Raw genomic sequence first — 16,524 nt, forward strand, 5'->3', positions numbered from 1 at the left:
GTCGTGCGACGGGCGCTGCGCAGCCGCGACGCGGACCTGATGGCGTCGGCCCTGCGGGCCCTGGGCGCCACGCTGGAGCCCGCCGACGAGAGCGCCGCGGGGGTCGACTGGCACGTGACGCCGGGCCCGATCCGGGGCGGCGCGAGCATCGACGCGGGCCTGGCCGGCACGGTCATGCGGTTCGTCCCGCCGGTGGCCGCCCTGGCCGACGGCCCGGTCGCCTTCGACGGCGACCCGCACGCGCGCAAGCGTCCGATGGGCCCCATCCTCGACGCCCTGCGCTCGCTGGGCGCCAGGATCGACAACGACGCGCTGCCGTTCACGATCAGCGGGCCGCTGGCGGGCGGCGAGGTCACGCTGGACGCGTCGGGCTCGTCGCAGTTCGTGTCGGGGCTGCTGCTGACGGCGGCGCGGTTCGAGAAGGGCATCACGATCCGCCACGTCGGCCCGCCGGTGCCCTCGCAGCCGCACATCGAGATGACCGTGGAGATGCTCAGGGCGGCGGGCGTCACGGTCGACGACAGCGAGTCCGACGTGTGGCGCGTCGAGCCCGGCCCGATCGCGGCCAGAGACATGACGGTGGAGCCCGACCTGTCCAACGCGGCCCCGTTCCTGGCCGCCGCCCTGGTCACGGGCGGCACGGTGACGATCCCCACCTGGCCGGAGCGCACCACGCAGCCCGGCGACGCCCTGCGCGGCCTCCTCACCGCGATGGGCGCCACCGTGACCCGCTCCCCCGACGGAGCCGACCTGGTGGTCACGGGGCGGCCCACGGGCGAGATCACCGGCATCGACGCCGACCTCCACGAGGTGGGCGAGCTGACGCCTACCATCGCCGCCCTCGCCGCGCTCGCGACCACGCCGAGCCGCATCCGGGGCATCGCCCACCTGCGCGGCCACGAGACCGACCGGCTGGCCGCGCTCGCCACCGAGATCAACCGGCTGGGCGGCGACGCCGAGGAGACCGCCGACGGCCTGATCATCCGCCCCCGCCCGCTGCACGGCGGCACCTTCCTCAGCTACGACGACCACCGCATGGCCACGGCCGGAGCCGTGATCGGCCTCAGGGTGCCCGGCGTGGAGGTGGAGAACATCGCGACGACCGCCAAGACCCTGCCGGAGTTCGTCCGGATGTGGGACGGCATGTTGGAGGCCCGGTGACCCGGCGGTACCTGCCCTCGGGCGCGGGTTTCGCACCGGAAACGCCGGGCACGTCGGAAAAGGGCGGTCCGTGAGGGTCCGCCGCCTGTACGGCGAGACAAAGATCCACCGACACGACGCCACCCCGGCCTGCCCGCGGCGGCGTCCGATCCCCCATCAGCACCGGCCGGCCGACGACGCGTCTCCGGCCTGACCGGGGGCGACCGCGCAGGTCATCGAGCGAAAGCGAGCGAGGACATGGGAGCAGACCGCTGAAGAAGCGGGAGTACGACGAAGACGACGTACGGGTCAGGCCGGGCAAGGGCTCCAGGCCGCGGACCCGGATCCGTCCTGCGCACGAGGACGCCGTCCAAGGCTTCGTGGTGGCCGTGGACCGCGGCCGCTACACGACGCTGGTCGAGCCCGAGCGCCCGAAGGGGTCCGCGCAGAAACGCAAGCAGCAGCCGCAGCGGCGCCTGGTGGTGGCCATGAAGGCCCGCGAGCTGGGCCGCAAGGGCATCGTGGTGGGCGACCGGGTGGCCCTCGTCGGCGACGTCTCGGGCCGCCCGGACACGCTGGCCAGGGTCGTCCGCGTGGAGCCCCGCACGTCGATGCTGCGCCGCTCGGCCGACGACACCGAAGACACCGACGGCATCGAGCGCCCGGTCGTGGCCAACGCCGACCAGCTCGTCATCGTCACCGCCCTGGCCGACCCGCCGCCCCGGCCCCGCATGATCGACCGCATCCTGGTGGCCGCGTTCGACGCCGAGATCGACACCCTGCTCTGCCTCACCAAGTCCGACCTCGCCCCGCCCGACGAGTTGGTGGCCCTCTACGAGCCGCTGGGCGTCCCGCATGTCGTCGTGCACAAGGGCGGTTCCCTGGAGGAGCTCCGCGACCACCTGAAGGGCCGCGTCAGCGTCCTGGTCGGCCACTCGGGCGTCGGCAAGTCCACCCTGGTCAACGCCCTGGTCCCCGACGCCAACCGCGCCGTCTCCCAGGTCAACGCCGTAACGGGCCGCGGCCGCCACACCTCCACCTCGGCCGTGGCGCTGGAGCTGCCGGAGAGCGGCTGGATCATCGACACCCCGGGCGTACGCAGCTTCGGCCTGGCCCACGTGTCCATGGAAACGGTCCTGGCCGCGTTCCCGGACCTGGTGGAGGGCACGGTCGACTGCCCGAAGGGCTGCACGCACCTGGGCCCGGAGTGCGCCCTGGACGCCTGGGTCGCCGCCGGCAACGCCGACCCCACCCGCCTCAAATCCCTCCGCCGCCTCCTCTCCAGCCGCGAAGGCACACTCGACGACACTCCCTAACGCGCGCAGACGCGCCCGCCGACGCCACACGGCCCTCCGCGCACCGACCAGAACCCGCCCGCCGACGCCACACGGACCTCCGCGCACCGACCGGGACCCGCCCGCCGACGCCGCAGACGCCCCCTGCACACCGGCCACGGCGCTCCCGAAGGCGCCGCCGCCGTCCCGCCACCCCGCAACCCACCACCGAGCACCCCGGCCGGCAAAACGCCGTGCAGCGGCGCACAACGCAACGCGCCCGCCGCCGACGCCCCCTTGCGCGCGGCCACGGCGCTCCTGAGGCGTTGCCTGACCGCCACTCGCACGGCTCGCGCCCGACCGCCAAGCGAAGCGCCCTGGGGGTGACGCAGTGCACCGCGGTCGGCGGTCGAAGGGCTGCGGTGCCATCGTCACCGGCCCCGCCGTTCGCCGAGAGGGGGCCCGGTAGCAGTCGCGGATGATCCAACGAACCCATCTCTGTGTGCTGAAGGCGCAAGAGGGTGCGATGGCCTGAGCGGTTTGTCGTCAGTGGATCACTTGGTCACGGCGGCGACCTTGTCGTCCGACAGCGCGTGGAGACGAGGGCAGAGCCGCGGAGGAGGGCTGCTCTTCCTGAGCTGGAGCGAGGGTGGTACCCGTACCGAAAACCGAGACTTTCACAGCGGACAGACGGGCGTGGGTCAGCTTCCGCTTCGGCGGCGGAGCGCCGGGCCGAGCGCCTGCTGGGCGGCGAAGAGAGCGATCCCGGTGATCGCGCACGCCGCTGCCAGAGCCGTCCGTCCGGCATGGTCGAGCAGTACGGTGCCGGCCAGCGGGCCGAACACGGCGCCGACACTCCAAGTGGCGGAGGCGATGCCCATGTACCTGCCGCGCAGGTCCGCCGGTGCGAGGCCGGCGAAGGTGGCGCCGAACATCACGGCGATGCCGATCTGGCCGAGGGTCCAGACCAGGACCGATCCCGCGTAGCCGACACCACTCTCTACGAGGGCGCCCAAACCGGCGCCGGCACCGGCCAGGAGCATGGACACGGCCAGCACCGAGCTGGGGTCGCGACCGGCAAGCAGCCGTACCGCCAGTGGTTGGCCTACCACGATGACGATCCCGTTCAGAGCCAGCACGGCGCCGTAGGTCGCGGGGCCGTGACCGTCTGCCGTCATGACGAGCGGTAGCGTCGCGAAGGTCTGCAGGAACAGGGTGAAATAGGCGACGTAGATCAACACCATGACGATCATCAGCCGGTCGCGCAGGAGCACCGGCAGCAGCGCTCGGCGGGGCTGATTCGGTGTCGCCGGCCGGGTCTCGGGAATCCGGCGCCAGACGATCAGCGCCGCGATGATCGAGGCCGTGGCATTGATCCAGAACAAGAGTCCATACCCATACCGGGCCAGGACCCCCGCGGTGATCGTGGCGATGGAGAAGCCGAGGTTGGCCGCCCAGAACAGCAACCCGAAGGCCCGGACCCGCTGGCTCGGATGGAGGTCGGCCACCACCGCCGACCCAACCGGGCGGAACAGGTCCGCCATCAGCCCGACACCGAGTGCCGCCGCCCAGATCACCGGCACCGTGTCGGCCGAGCCGAGCGCGACAAGCGTCACGGCGGTTCCCAGGAACCCCACCAGCATGGTGTGGCGTCGTCCGATCCGGTCGCCCAGCCAGCCGCCGAGCACCTGGGATCCGATGCCTCCGGCTCCCGTCGCCGCCACCACCGCGCCGGCGGTCGTCGGCGTCAGCCCTTGCTCCTGCGTCAGATAGAGCACGAGGAACGACTGCGCGACTCCGCCGGCGCGGCTCACGAAATGAGTCGCCGCCAGGGACCAGACCAGGCTGGGCAGGTCCAATCGCAGGCGGGACAGCCGGCGGCCCAGCGGTATCGCGGTCGGAGCGGGTGTGTCGTAGGTCGTCATGCCGATGACACTAAGATCACCTAGGACATCAAGAAAAGCGATTACTTCCGATCAAATCAATCGCGATTCGCGATACTCTGACGTTATGGCTGACGTTGAGCTGCGCCACCTGAGGACGATGGCCGCTATCGCCGAGGAGGGAACGTTCGGCCGAGCGGCGGTTCGCCTCGGCTACACCCAGTCGTCGGTAAGCCAGCAGATCGCCGCACTGGAGAAGGCCGTCGGCGGCGCCGTCTTCGACCGGCCCGGAGGTCCCAGGCCGGTACGGACCACTCCCCTTGGCGAGGTGGTCCTGGCCCACGGGCGCGATCTGCTCACGAAGTCGGAGGCGCTGGCCGACGCCGTCGATCGCTTCAAGGCGGGTAACGGCCGGATCGACATCGGCACCTTCCAGGGCGCGACCAAGCTGATCCTGCCGGCCGTCGTGCGCCGGCTGCTGAGCGAGCACCCCGGCTGCGACATCCGGCTGTCGGAGGTGGGACCGGAGGATCCGAGGATCGGAGATCTTGACCTGTTGTTCCACTACGATCGGATCGACGGCGACGTCGAGCACGTCGAGCTGTTCGACGAGCCGTACCTCCTGGTGGCCGGCGCAGGTGCGTTCCCCGATGGTCCGGTCCCGGTGAAGCTGCTCGACGACGCTCCCATGGTCGCCTGGCCGCCCACCGTCCACCAAAGATGGCTGGAACGGGAGCTCGCCGGCGCGGGCGCCCGGCCGCGGATCGTGTTCCGAACGGCCGGTCACGACACCGTCGTGTCGATGGTACGGGTGGGCCTGGGCTCAGCGGTGTTGCCCTGGCTCGCCCTCCAGGGCTCCGATGTCTGGTCCGACGACCAGCTCAGCATCCATCGACTGCGGCCGTCGCCCGCCTGCACGTGGTATCTGTACTGGCCGGCCGGGCGCACCCAGTCGCCCCTCGCGGCCCGAGCCATCGACATCGCCGTCGAAGCCGCCACTGAGCTGGCCGGCCAGATGTGACATCGGACGAGTCGCGGGAGAGCGCGACTCTCGCCGCGTGGAAGGGCTCAGCGGCAGCGGCTATATCGCTGTAAGCGATTGATTCAATCGGAAATCATGGCTTTTCGCGATGGGGCCGCGAGGCTTAGCGTGCCGGACATGAACGGTCATCAAGATCACCCCGAGCAACTCCTTAAAATCAACGGCGTAGAGCTCTGCGCTCAGACATTCGGCGACCCTGCCGCACCCGCCCTGCTGCTCATCGGCGGCGCCGAGGCGTCGATGGACTGGTGGGACGATGAGTTCTGCGAGCGCCTCGCCGCCGGCGGGCGGCACGTCATCCGGTACGACACCCGGGACACGGGCCGCTCCACAACCTTCCCGCCCGGCGCACCGCCGTACGGAAGCGACGCCCTGCTCGACGACGCCGTCGGCCTGCTCGACGAACTCGGCATCGCGGCCGCCCACATAGTCGGCGTCTCCATGGGCGGCGGCATCGCCCAGCACCTGGCGGTGCACCACCCCGGCCGGGTCGCCTCCCTGACGCTCATCGCCACCAGCCCGGGCGGGCCCGGCGACCCCACTCGCCCTGACCTGCCGCCGATGAGCGCCGAGCTGGCGAAGCGGTTCGCCGAGGGCGGTGACGAGGCGCCCGACTGGTCCGACCGCGAGGCCGTCATCGCGTACTACATCGAGGGTGAGCGCACCTTCGCGGGCGCCATCCCCGTCGAGGAGGAGCGGCTGCGCCGCGTCGTCGGCCGTGTCTGGGACCGCAGCCCGTCCCCGGCGTCGGCGCAGAACCACTGGCAGCTCGCCGGCGGCGAGCCCGTCCGCGCCCGCCTCGGTGAGATCGCGGTGCCCACGCTGGTATTGCACGGCACCGCGGACCCGCTGCTCCCATACGGGCACGGCGAGGCGCTGGCACAGGAGATCCCGCAAGCACGGCTCGTCCCCCTCGAAGGCATGGGGCACCAGATGCCGCCGCCGGAGCTCTGGGACATCGCGATTGCAGAGATCCTTTCGGTCTCCGAAGGAGAGCGCCCGTGAACCGGCTGCGATCGGCACTCTGGCTGCCGCTCTTCGACGAGCTCGCCGACCCGCGGGCGGTGGCGAACCTGGCCGCCGAAGCAGAGGAAGCCGGGTGGGACGGCTGCTTCGTGTGGGATCACCTGTCCTGGCGGGCGCCGGTCCAGCAGGTCGCCGACTCGTGGATCACGCTGGCGGCGATCGCGACCGCGACCGAGCGGCTGCGGCTCGGCCCGATGGTGTCGACGCTCGCCCGTCGGCGGCCGGCCAAGGTGGCGCGGGAGACCGCGACACTGGATCAGCTGAGCGACGGCCGTCTCACCCTCGGTGTCGGTCTCGGAAGCGACCGGTTCGGCGGCGAGCTGTCCAAGACCGGCGAGCAGCTCGACGACCGGCAGCGGGGGCGGATGCTCGACGAGTCCTTGGCGATCCTGGCCGCCGCCTGGTCCGGCGAGCCGGTGCGCCATCGCGGCGAGACATACACCGTCGACGACATCACGTTCCTGCCGCGGCCGGTTCAGCGGCCCGGTGTGCCGGTGTGGGCCGCCGGATTCCCCGGCAACGTCGAGCCGATCCGCCGGGCGGCCCGGCTCGACGGCTTCTTTCCGATCAATCTGGAGCACCCGGACCAGCTCGCCGAGGTCGTCGGCACCCTCACCGAACTGCGACATGGCGAGATGGCCTCGTACGACATCGCCATCAGCCTGCCCTCCGGCGTCGACCCACTGCCGTATGCCGCCGCTGGCGCGACCTGGTGGCTGACGGAGTTCGACCCGGGTGTACGGCTCGACACGGTGCGCGGTGTACTCCGCGACGGCCCAGCGAATCCGGGCGGCGATTGAACCGCTCCACCACGACGCCGGGCTGGGGCGCTACAACGTGCGGCCGCTGACGTCCGGACCGCCGATCGCGTGCTCGACATCGGCTGCGGGCGCACAGCGACGGCCGGCGCGCGCTCATCCGGCGCAGCGCGCGGCAGGCGATGGCTCACCCGAATCCGGCCCTGACTGCCTGTCCTCCATGGGACGGCCACGCCGTTCGCCAAGAGCGCGCCACCGCCCCGCACCGCATCATCGCGCTCCACACCGCCGCGCCATCGCCGCCGTCCTGCCGCACGCCGCCGCACCGCCACACCGTGTCGCACCGCCACACCGTCGCCACACCGTCGCCGCACCACCGCCGCACCGTCGCCGCGCCCCGACACTGCGCCGTGGTCCCACCACCCACCGCCGGCCAGCCCCGCCCCAGCCCGGCGGGCGCCTCACCCCGCGCCGTTCCGTCGTTCTGGGTGGTGGCGACACGCGCGAGATGGACACCGTTACCAGAAAAGGGGCGTTGGTGACTGATGTTCTGTATGGCGGACACGGTAGCGTGGGCGACCGTGCAGGGTTACAACGATGATCTCCGGCTGGCCCACGTCATGGCGGACGCCGCCGATGACCTGACCATGCGGCGGTTCAAGGCGGTCGATCTCAAGGTCGACACCAAGCCCGATCTGACGCCGGTCAGCGATGCCGACCGCACCGTGGAGGAGGCCATCCGGGGTACGCTGCGCCGCGCCAGGCCGCGCGACGCCGTGGTGGGCGAGGAGTTCGGGAAGACCGGCTGGGGCGCCCGTTCCTGGATCATCGACCCCATCGACGGCACGAAGAACTACGTGCGCGGCGTCCCCGTCTGGGCGACCCTGATCGCGCTCATGGAGTACGGCAGGGTCGTCGTCGGCCTGGTGTCGGCCCCCGCGCTGGGCCGCCGGTGGTGGGCGGCGACCGAGGGCGGCGCGTGGACCGGCAAGAGCCTGACGAAGGCGTCCCGGATGCAGGTGTCCTCCGTGTCGAGCCTGGAGGACGCGTCGTTCTCGTACTCCAGCTTCGGCGGATGGGAGAAGACGGGCAAGCTCGACAACTTCCTCGACCTCAGCCGAGCCTGCTGGCGCACCCGGGCCTATGGGGACTTCTGGTCGCACATGATGGTCGCCGAGGGATCGGTGGACCTGTCGGCCGAGCCCGAGCTGTCGCCGTGGGACATGGCGGCGCTCACCGTGATCGTCGAGGAGGCCGGCGGCAAGTGGACCGACGTCTCCGGCGTGAAGGGCCTGGAGGGCGGCAGCCTGGTCTGCACGAACGGCATCCTGCACACCGAGGTGATCGACCGCCTCAACGGCACCTCCATCATCTCCTGAGTCCCGCCCGGGACTGGATGGCGGCGGTGGCGGCGTCCAGCGCGGCCCCGTCCTTGATCGTCACGTTGTCCTCGTAACGGACCCCGCTCGGCGGGTTGTCGTGGCCGATGGGGTCGGCGTCCCAGAAGTTGCCCCGGTAGATCACGTTCTCCAGCGGCGGCCCGACCTCCAGGACGGAGGTGTTGTCGGCCCGCATGACGACGTTCCCTTCGACCGTCACCCACGAGGCGCCGTAGTCGGTGTAGAGCCCGAAGTTGTACGGCGTCCGCGTGTCCTTGATGACGTTCCCCTGGACCAGGGCCTGGTTGTCAGCCGAGTCGCCCTGCACCCCGGACAGGTAGATGCCGCCCCCGTCGGCCAGCGTCCCCATGGTGTCCACGGTGAGGTTGCGCAGGACCTGGGTCCCCTCACCGGGGCCGACGGTGATGCCGCAGTGCGGGACGTCCCTGACCTCGTTGTTGGCGACGACGCATCCGTACGTGCCCGTCACGCCGATCCCCGGTGAGCCGCTGTATTCGAGCCCGATGTGGTGAACCCTGTTGTCCTCGACAGCGGCGTTCCGCGTCCCGGACATCACGATGCCGCCGCCCGACAGGGTGTCGAAGTCGCAGGTCCGCACCACGACCTCGGCGCCGCCGGAAACCCCCAGCCCCGTCGCCCCGAGCCGGGTGAACCGGCAGCCCTCGATCTCCGCCCCGACCGCGTCCTCGAACGTCACGCACGCGGGAATCGTCACGGACGCGGTCGGATACGTCACGGACGCACCCTCGCCGAGCACCGCCGTCTCGACACCGCCGCCCTCGTAGTAGCCGTTCCCGTGATAGTGCAGGAACCCCTCCGGGCGGCTCGGCCGCAGCCACGTCGCGTCCGCGAACACCAGCCCCCTGAACGCCACGTCCCGCGCCCCCACCACGCTCACCAGCGTCTCCAGGACCGGCGCCACCACCCGTGTACGAGCGGGATCCTCGTCGGGGAGGGGCAGGTAGAGCAGCACGTGGCGCCCGGGCCGCGAGCGGTCGAGCACGAAGGTTCCGGGCTCGCGCAGGAAGCTCGGGTCGTTCTCGACCCTGGTCGGCAGCCCCGGACCGCTCGACGTCTGCCCCGCCCAGACCGAGTTGTACAGCTCGGCGGCCCACCCGAACGCCGGCTGCGCCATCGTGACCACCGTGTCCCCGGACACCGACGCCACCCAGCAGCGCGCCTCGGTCCACGGGTAGACGCCCCGGTGGACGAACTCGACGTCCCCCGGGCTCCGCCACCCGAGCGGCTCGTCCGTGACGTAACCGGTGGCGGTCGCCCGAGCGTCGCCGGGCAGGCCGGGGATCCAGGCGCGCTCGGCCCGGCGGTCGTCCACGTAGAGCTGGCGGGTGTCGAGGTCGCCGGTTTCCGCCGTCCAGACGCCGTCGCGCACCTGCCAGCCCGTGATCGGCCGGCCGCCGCTCACCACCGCCTCCTCCTGCTCGGGAGTGCCGTAGCCGTACGCCTGGTAGACCGTCCCGGAGTCGGCCCCGCCGAGCGAGAACGGCTCCGTCAGCACGTGGGTCCCGCCCCGGAGGTGTACGACGGCGCCGCCGGCCGCCTCGCGGGCCGCGGAGCGCGCGCGTTCGAGGGTGGCGAACGGGTGGTCGGCCGAGCCGGGACCCGAGTCGTCGCCCGAGGGTGCGACGTGGAAGTGGAACATCACAGACCGCCTTTGCTGTTTATGCCGTACACGTAGTAGACACCATAAACAGGAGGAGGCGACATGACAACCGACCCCGAAGTCGAACTGCTCTGGCGGGAGGAGGATCGCGAGCCGCGACCCGGCCTGAGCCTGGGCAGGATCGTGCGGGCCGCCATCGAGATCGCCGACGCGGAGGGCCTGGAGGGCCTGTCGATGCGCAAGGTCGCCGACCGGCTCGGGTTCACGACGATGTCCCTCTACCGCCACGTCCCCGGCCGCGACCAGCTCGTGGACCTGATGGTCGACGAGGCCTACAGCGAACAGGCGAGCACCCCCGAGGAGCCCGAGACAGGGCAGGGGTGGCGGGTGCGACTGGAGGCCGCGGCCAGGCAGGGCTGGCAACTGCGCCGGCGGCACCCCTGGGTGGCCGAGGTACGCGGCACCCGCCACCTCCCCGGCCCCAACGCCATCGCCTACTACGAGCACACGCTGAGCACCCTCACCGGCACCGGCCTGCGCCCTTCCGAGGCGATCGCCGTCGTGGGCATGCTGGGCCGGTTCGTGGACGCCGAGGCGCTGATCCTGGTCGAGACCCGGCGCGAGGAGCGCCGCAGCGGCGTGTCCGAGCAGGACTGGTGGGGCAGCCGCGACGCCCTCTACGAGCGCCTCAACAGTTTCCCCACCCTTTCCCGCCTCTGGACGGAGGGCGGCTGGGACCACCCCGAGGACTCGTTCGAGTTCGGCCTGCGCCGCCAGCTCGACGGCGTCGAGGCCCTCATCCGACAGCGTGACGAAAGTCGTGATGAAAGCTCAGAATGCCCCGAGTGCGGCACCCCGCTGGAGCCGGCGCCGTCCGGCCGCCCCCGCGTCTACTGCTCCCGCGCCTGCCAGCAACGCGCCTACCGCAGGCGCAAGAGCGGCTAGAGCGCGAGCACGGCCCGGACCGCGTTCATCAGCCCGTCACGATAGGACCCGCCGAACAACACCACATGAACGAGCAGCGGATGCAGCTGGTGCAGCGGCACCCGCTCCCGCCACCCCTCCGCCGGCGGAAACTCCTCCTGGTAGGCCCCCAGCACCCGATCGAGGTACGGCAGCCCGAACAGTGCCAGCATGGCCAGATCGGTCTCCCGATGCCCGCCATGGGCCGCCGGATCGATCAGCACGCCCGACCCGCCCGACCACAGCACGTTCCCGCTCCACAGGTCCCCATGGATCCGCGCCGGCGGCTCCGCAGGCCCCGCCACCTCGGCGAACCTCTCCACCGCCCGCTCGACCAGCGCCGCGTCAGAAGCAGGCAGCCGCGCCTGCCGCAGGAAAGGCAGCACCCGCCGGGAGGCGTAGAAGCCGGGCCAGTCCGGGCAGGGCGAGTTGTCCATCGGCAGCTCGGCGATGAACCCCGGCCACGGCGCGCCGAAGCCGGCCGCCCCCGCCCGGTGCAGCCGGGCCAGCGAACGCCCGAACCGCTCGGCCGCCGCCGCGCTGGGCGCCTCCTCCCGTACCCATGACAACACCAGCCGATCGGGCCCCACCTCCACCACCTCGGGCACCACGGTGACCTCCCCCAGCCACCGCAGCCCGGCCGCCTCCGAGGCGAACACCTCGGAGGCGGCTCCGGTCTTGGCGAACACCTCGCGCCCGTCGTCCAGCACGCCCTTCAGCAGTCGCCGGCCGTGCGACGAGCCGAGCTCTTCAGCCGATCTCATCGGCGATGTGCTTGGCCAGGCCCTCGGAAGCCGACTCGACCAGCGCGAGCACCTCCTCGAACCCCTCGCGGCCCCCGTAGTACGGATCGGGCACCTCGGCCCCCTCCTCCGCCGCGGGATCGAACGACCGGAACAGCCGCACCTCCGCCCCCACCGGCGCCATCCGCCGCAGATTGGCGAGGTTGTCCTGGTCCATGGCCAGCACCAGGTCGTACCGGTCGAACCAGTCCTTGGTGAACTGCCGGGCCCGGTGCGCCGAGCCGTCATAGCCGTGCTGCCCGAGGATGGCCAGCGCCCGCTCGTCCATGGGGTCCCCGGCGTGCCAGCCGCCGGTTCCGGCGCTCTCCACAGTGACGCGGTCGCCCAGCCCGCGCTCGGCGAGCGTCTGGCGGAGCACCACCTCCGCCATGGGGGATCGGCAGATGTTGCCCATGCACACCAGGCATACGCGATAAGTCATAACTCCCATCATGGGGGCGACCGGGCCCGTTCACCGAACGTTCACCCTTGTCAGGGGGCTGCAGTCACCTTCGGTGCATAGCTTTCTTAGCGACTAAGGACCAAGTGGGAGGAACCCAACCGTGAAGTATGCAGGCCGGCTCGCCGCCGTAGCCGTTGTCGGCGCGCTCTCCCTCGCTGCGTGCGGCACAGACAACAATGCCCCCGCTGGCAGCACGACTTCCGCCAGTGCACCCGCCGCGGGCAATGACAATGGTCTGAGCGGTACGATCAACGCCGCGGGCTCCTCTGCCCAGGCCAACGCGATCACCGAGTGGACGAAGAACTTCACGGCCACGAACCCCGGTGTCACCCTCAACTACCAGCCCAGCGGCTCCGGCGCGGGTGTGCAGGCGTTCATCCAGGGCACGGTGGCCTTCGCCGGCTCCGACTCGGCGCTGAAGGATGACCAGCCCGCGCAGGCCGACGCCCGCTGCAAGACCGGCAAGGCCATCAACATCCCGATGGTGACCGGCCCCATCGCGGTGGTCTACAACCTGCCCGGCGTCGAGGGCCTGCAGCTGTCGCCGAAGACCCTCGGCGGCATCTTCGACAGCAAGATCACCAAGTGGGACGACGCCGCGATCAAGGCCGACAACCCCAGCGCCAAGCTGCCCTCCACCCCGATCCAGGCGTTCCACCGCTCGGACGAGTCGGGCACCAGCGACAACTTCACCAAGTTCCTCAAGGCCACCGCCGGCTGGGCCTACGAGCCCGCCAAGGCGTGGCCCGCCGAGGCCAAGGGCCAGGGCGCCAAGGGCTCCGACGGCATCGCCTCCTCCGTGAAGGACACCGAGGGCGCGATCAGCTACGTCGAGCTCTCCTACGCCGAGAACTCGTCGCTGCAGAAGGCCAAGGTCTCCAACGGCGCCAACGAGTTCGTCGAGCTCACCCCCGAGAGCGCGGCGAAGACGATCGAGACCGCCACGATCAAGGGCACCGGCAACGACCTCGCCCTGTCGATCGACTACGCCACCAAGACCCCGGGCGCCTACCCGATCGTCCTGGTGACCTACGAGATCACCTGCGAGAAGGGCCTGTCGGCGGAGGAGACGAAGCTGGTCAAGGGCTTCCTCACCTACACCGCCAGTGACGAGGGTCAGGCGGCTCTGAAGGAGCTGGGCTACGCCCCGCTGGCCGGCGACCTGCTCACCAAGGTCCGCACCGCTGTCGAGGCGATCTCCTAGCCACCGATGGCCAACGATCTGAAGACCCGTGACGGCGGACCGGCCATGAGCCGGTCCGCCTCGCGGCGCAGCCATGGTGAAGGCCCCTTCCGCTTCCTCTCCACGGCGGCGGGCGTCCTCCTGCTGGCGATCATGGCGGCCATCGCCGTGTTCCTCATCAGCGAGGCGATCCCCGCCCTGCAGGCGAACAAGGCGTCCTTCTTCACCGAGCTGACCTGGGACCCCAACGGCCAGAAGGTGTTCGGCATCGCCGCCCTGGCGTTCGGGACCGTCCTCAGCTCGACACTCGCGCTCGTCATCGCCACCCCGATCGCGGTCGGCGTCGCGCTGTTCATCTCCCACTACGCGCCCCGCCGCCTGGCCTCGGGGCTCGGCTACCTGGTCGACCTGCTCGCCGCCGTGCCCAGTGTGGTCTACGGCCTGTGGGGCCTGGCGTTCCTGGTGCCGCTGATCCGAGAGCCGTCCCAGTGGCTCAACGAGACCTTCGGCTGGTTCCCGCTGTTCGCCGGAGAGGGCGCCATCGGCGGCAAGACCATGCTCGCGGGCTCGATCGTGCTGGCGATCATGATCCTGCCGATCATCGCGGCGATCTCGCGTGAGGTGTTCCTCCAGGCGCCGAAGATGAACGAAGAGGCGGCCCTGGCGCTCGGCGCCACCCGCTGGGAGATGATCAGGATGGCCGTGCTGCCGTTCGGCCGCCCGGGCGTCATCAGCGCCGCCATGCTCGGCCTCGGCCGCGCCATGGGCGAGACCATCGCGGTCGCGCTGATCTTCCCCGCGACCTTCGACATCACTTTCGAGATCCTGACGCCCCACGCCAACAGCATCGCGGCGAACATCGCCAACGGCTTCGGCGAGGCGACCCAGATCGGCCGCGGGGCGCTGATCGCCTCCGGTCTGGTGCTGTTCGTCATCACCCTGCTGGTGAACATGGGAGCGCGCCTGATCATCAACCGCCGCAAGGAGTACTCGAGGGCCGGCGCATGACAGCAATCCAGCACATCTCGACCAGCCGCCGGGTCAAGGACAAGATCGTCCAGGGCCTGGTCTACCTGGCGTTCGGGCTTGCCGTCGTGCCGCTCATCTCGGTGCTCTGGCTGGTCATCTCCAACGGCCTGGCCCGCTTCGACCTCGAGTTCCTGACCCACTCGATGCGCGGCATCGGCGCCCGTGACGCGGGCGGCGGCGCGTACCACGCGATCATCGGAACGCTGGAGCAGGTCCTGCTCGCCTCGGCCGTCTCGGTCCCCATCGGCCTGCTCACCGCGATCTACCTGGTCGAGTACGGCAACGGCGGCCGGCTGAGCCGGTCGATCAGCTTCTTCGTGGACGTCATGACCGGCATCCCCTCGGTCGTCTCCGGTCTGTTCGTCTTCGCGTTCTGGATCCTCGTCCTGGGCTTCCAGTTCTCCGGCTGGGCCGGCGCGCTCGCGCTGTCGATCCTGATGATGCCGACCGTGGTCAGATCGGCCGAGGAAATGCTCCGGCTGGTGCCCAACGACCTGCGAGAGGCCTCGTACGCGCTGGGTGTGGCCAAGTGGCGCACGATCATGAAGGTCGTGCTGCCGACGGCGCTCACCGGCATCGTGACCGGCGTCATGCTGGCCGTGGCCCGCGTCGCCGGCGAGACCGCGCCGCTGCTGATGACGGTGTTCTTCACCAACTCCATCAACAACGATCCGTTCACCGGACCGCAGATGGGCCTGCCGCTCTTCGTGTTCGACCAGGCGGCCCGCCCGAACGACACCGCCATCGACCGGGCGTGGACCGGCGCCCTCACGCTCATCCTGATCGTCATGCTGCTCAACCTGGTGGCGCGCCTGATCGCCTGGTGGCGTGCGCCCGCCAGGGGCCGATAGGGGGTAACCGCCGAAATGTCCAAGCAGATCCAGGTCTCGGGTCTCGACGCGTACTACGGGTCGCACAAAGCGATCGAGGACGTGTCGATGACCATCGAACCCCGTTCGATCACCGCGTTCATCGGCCCGTCCGGGTGCGGCAAGTCGACGTTCCTGCGCACGCTCAACCGCATGCACGAAGTGATCCCGGGCGCCCGGGTGGATGGCAAGGTCCTGCTCGACGGCGAGGACCTGTACGCCCCCACCGTCGCGCCCGTCTCGGTACGCCGGATGATCGGCATGGTCTTCCAGCGCCCCAACCCGTTCCCGACGATGTCGATCTACGAGAACGTGGCCGCCGGCCTCAAGCTCAACGGCCGGATCGGCAAGTCGCAGCTCGACGGGATCGTGGAGGAGTCGCTCAAGGGCGCCAACCTCTGGAACGAGGTCAAGGACCGCCTGAACAAGCCGGGCGCCGGCCTGTCGGGCGGTCAGCAGCAGCGTCTCTGCATCGCCCGGGCCATCGCGGTCAAGCCGCAGGTCCTGCTGATGGACGAGCCGTGCTCGGCGCTCGACCCGATCTCCACGCTGGCCATCGAGGACCTGATGGCCAAGCTCAAGGACGAGTACACGATCGTCATCGTCACCCACAACATGCAGCAGGCCGCCCGGGTCAGCGACAGGACCGCGTTCTTCAACCTCGCCGAGCAGGGCAAGCCCGGCAAGGTGATCGAGATGGACGAGACGTCCCGCATGTTCACCAACCCGTCCCAGAAGGCAACAGAGGATTACATCACGGGGCGCTTCGGCTGATGACCCAACAGCAGGCGGCATCCACGGTGTTCGGGGACGCGCGGACGAAGCCCGTACTGCTCATCGCCGACCCCGACGGCGCGGTCGTGGAAGACCTCGCCACGGCGCTCGAACGGGAGGGCGTGTCCGTCACAGGCACGCCCGACGGGGCTCAGGGCCTTCTCCAGGCGGGAGCCCTGCAGCCTGACGTGGTGCTCGTCTCGGCCACGCTGCCGGTCATAGACGCGGTGGAGTTCGTCCGCGCGGTACGGCTGGCGCGCGCCGTACCCGTCCTGCTCGGCGTCGGCGAGGGCCACGCCGAGCAGGCGGTACGCGCG

Annotated in this window: 16 protein-coding genes; 12 read left to right on the forward strand and 4 right to left on the reverse strand. The window is 70.7% G+C overall.

The annotated features are described in order from the left end of the window. A partial coding sequence (gene aroA, locus ACWDX9_RS47330; protein ID WP_449967161.1) for a 3-phosphoshikimate 1-carboxyvinyltransferase occupies nt 1-1,161 on the forward strand: 1,161 nt, incomplete at its 5' end. 251 nt (nt 1,162-1,412) lie between these two features. Continuing rightward, a complete protein-coding gene (gene rsgA, locus ACWDX9_RS47335) occupies nt 1,413-2,456 on the forward strand; it encodes a ribosome small subunit-dependent GTPase A (protein ID WP_364260048.1) in 1,044 nt (347 codons plus the stop codon). Between the two features lie 659 nt (nt 2,457-3,115). Here the strand turns inward: rsgA and ACWDX9_RS47340 are convergent. Continuing rightward, on the reverse strand, nt 3,116-4,339 hold the full coding sequence (locus ACWDX9_RS47340) for an MFS transporter (RefSeq protein ID WP_449967164.1): 1,224 nt from the start codon (nt 4,337-4,339) through the stop codon (nt 3,116-3,118). An 85-nt stretch (nt 4,340-4,424) separates the two neighbouring features. Between ACWDX9_RS47340 and ACWDX9_RS47345 the strand changes: the two genes are divergently transcribed. From ACWDX9_RS47345 to hisN, 4 genes are all read left to right on the forward strand, one after another. Then, nucleotides 4,425-5,318 (forward strand): LysR family transcriptional regulator, encoded by an 894-nt coding sequence (locus ACWDX9_RS47345; RefSeq protein ID WP_449967167.1) that lies wholly within the window; start codon nt 4,425-4,427, stop codon nt 5,316-5,318. Nucleotides 5,319-5,456: 138 nt separating this feature from the next. Further along, entirely contained in the window at nt 5,457-6,344 is an 888-nt protein-coding gene (locus ACWDX9_RS47350) for an alpha/beta fold hydrolase (protein ID WP_449967170.1), read from the forward strand. Continuing rightward, nucleotides 6,341-7,165 carry an LLM class flavin-dependent oxidoreductase gene (locus ACWDX9_RS47355; protein ID WP_449967172.1) on the forward strand — a complete coding sequence of 275 codons (825 nt, stop codon included), beginning with the start codon at nt 6,341-6,343 and terminating at the stop codon, nt 7,163-7,165. Before ACWDX9_RS47350 ends, ACWDX9_RS47355 begins: the two co-directional genes overlap by 4 nt. A gap of 503 nt (nt 7,166-7,668) precedes the next feature. After that, complete coding sequence (gene hisN, locus ACWDX9_RS47360) at nt 7,669-8,502, forward strand: histidinol-phosphatase (protein WP_449967175.1); 834 nt, start codon at nt 7,669-7,671, stop codon at nt 8,500-8,502. Here the strand turns inward: hisN and ACWDX9_RS47365 are convergent. Beyond that, complete coding sequence (locus ACWDX9_RS47365; RefSeq protein WP_449967177.1) at nt 8,492-10,183, reverse strand: right-handed parallel beta-helix repeat-containing protein; 1,692 nt, start codon at nt 10,181-10,183, stop codon at nt 8,492-8,494. The two genes, hisN and ACWDX9_RS47365, sit on opposite strands and share 11 nt — an antisense overlap. A 63-nt stretch (nt 10,184-10,246) precedes the next feature. Between ACWDX9_RS47365 and ACWDX9_RS47370 the strand changes: the two genes are divergently transcribed. Further along, complete coding sequence (locus ACWDX9_RS47370) at nt 10,247-11,089, forward strand: TetR/AcrR family transcriptional regulator (protein ID WP_449967180.1); 843 nt, start codon at nt 10,247-10,249, stop codon at nt 11,087-11,089. On the opposite strand, the gene ACWDX9_RS47375 is transcribed toward ACWDX9_RS47370, so the two are convergent. Both ACWDX9_RS47375 and ACWDX9_RS47380 read right to left on the reverse strand, forming a co-directional pair. After that, nucleotides 11,086-11,871 carry a fructosamine kinase family protein gene (locus tag ACWDX9_RS47375; RefSeq protein WP_449967183.1) on the reverse strand — a complete coding sequence of 262 codons (786 nt, stop codon included), beginning with the start codon at nt 11,869-11,871 and terminating at the stop codon, nt 11,086-11,088. The two genes, ACWDX9_RS47370 and ACWDX9_RS47375, sit on opposite strands and share 4 nt — an antisense overlap. After that, nucleotides 11,858-12,331: a low molecular weight protein-tyrosine-phosphatase gene (locus ACWDX9_RS47380; protein WP_449967186.1), complete on the reverse strand. Its 474-nt coding sequence runs from the start codon at nt 12,329-12,331 to the stop codon at nt 11,858-11,860. Before ACWDX9_RS47380 ends, ACWDX9_RS47375 begins: the two co-directional genes overlap by 14 nt. Nucleotides 12,332-12,452: 121 nt before the next feature. On the opposite strand from ACWDX9_RS47380, the gene pstS reads away from it, so the two are divergent. From pstS to ACWDX9_RS47405, 5 genes are all read left to right on the forward strand, one after another. Beyond that, entirely contained in the window at nt 12,453-13,556 is a 1,104-nt protein-coding gene (pstS, locus tag ACWDX9_RS47385; RefSeq protein ID WP_350729250.1) for a phosphate ABC transporter substrate-binding protein PstS, read from the forward strand. Nucleotides 13,557-13,562: 6 nt separating this feature from the next. Next, the gene (gene pstC, locus ACWDX9_RS47390) at nt 13,563-14,543 is read left to right on the forward strand and encodes a phosphate ABC transporter permease subunit PstC (protein WP_350729249.1); all 981 of its coding nucleotides are present in this window, start codon (nt 13,563-13,565) and stop codon (nt 14,541-14,543) included. Continuing rightward, complete coding sequence (gene pstA / locus ACWDX9_RS47395) at nt 14,540-15,415, forward strand: phosphate ABC transporter permease PstA (RefSeq protein WP_350729247.1); 876 nt, start codon at nt 14,540-14,542, stop codon at nt 15,413-15,415. The genes pstC and pstA overlap by 4 nt, the downstream gene beginning before the upstream one ends. A gap of 15 nt (nt 15,416-15,430) precedes the next feature. Continuing rightward, on the forward strand, nt 15,431-16,207 hold the full coding sequence (gene pstB / locus ACWDX9_RS47400; RefSeq protein WP_366315599.1) for a phosphate ABC transporter ATP-binding protein PstB: 777 nt from the start codon (nt 15,431-15,433) through the stop codon (nt 16,205-16,207). Beyond that, nucleotides 16,207-16,524 (forward strand): response regulator (locus ACWDX9_RS47405; RefSeq protein ID WP_449967191.1); only part of this gene is annotated, 318 nt, incomplete at its 3' end. The genes pstB and ACWDX9_RS47405, both read left to right, overlap by 1 nt.

The organism is Nonomuraea sp. NPDC003201 (assembly GCF_053590415.1).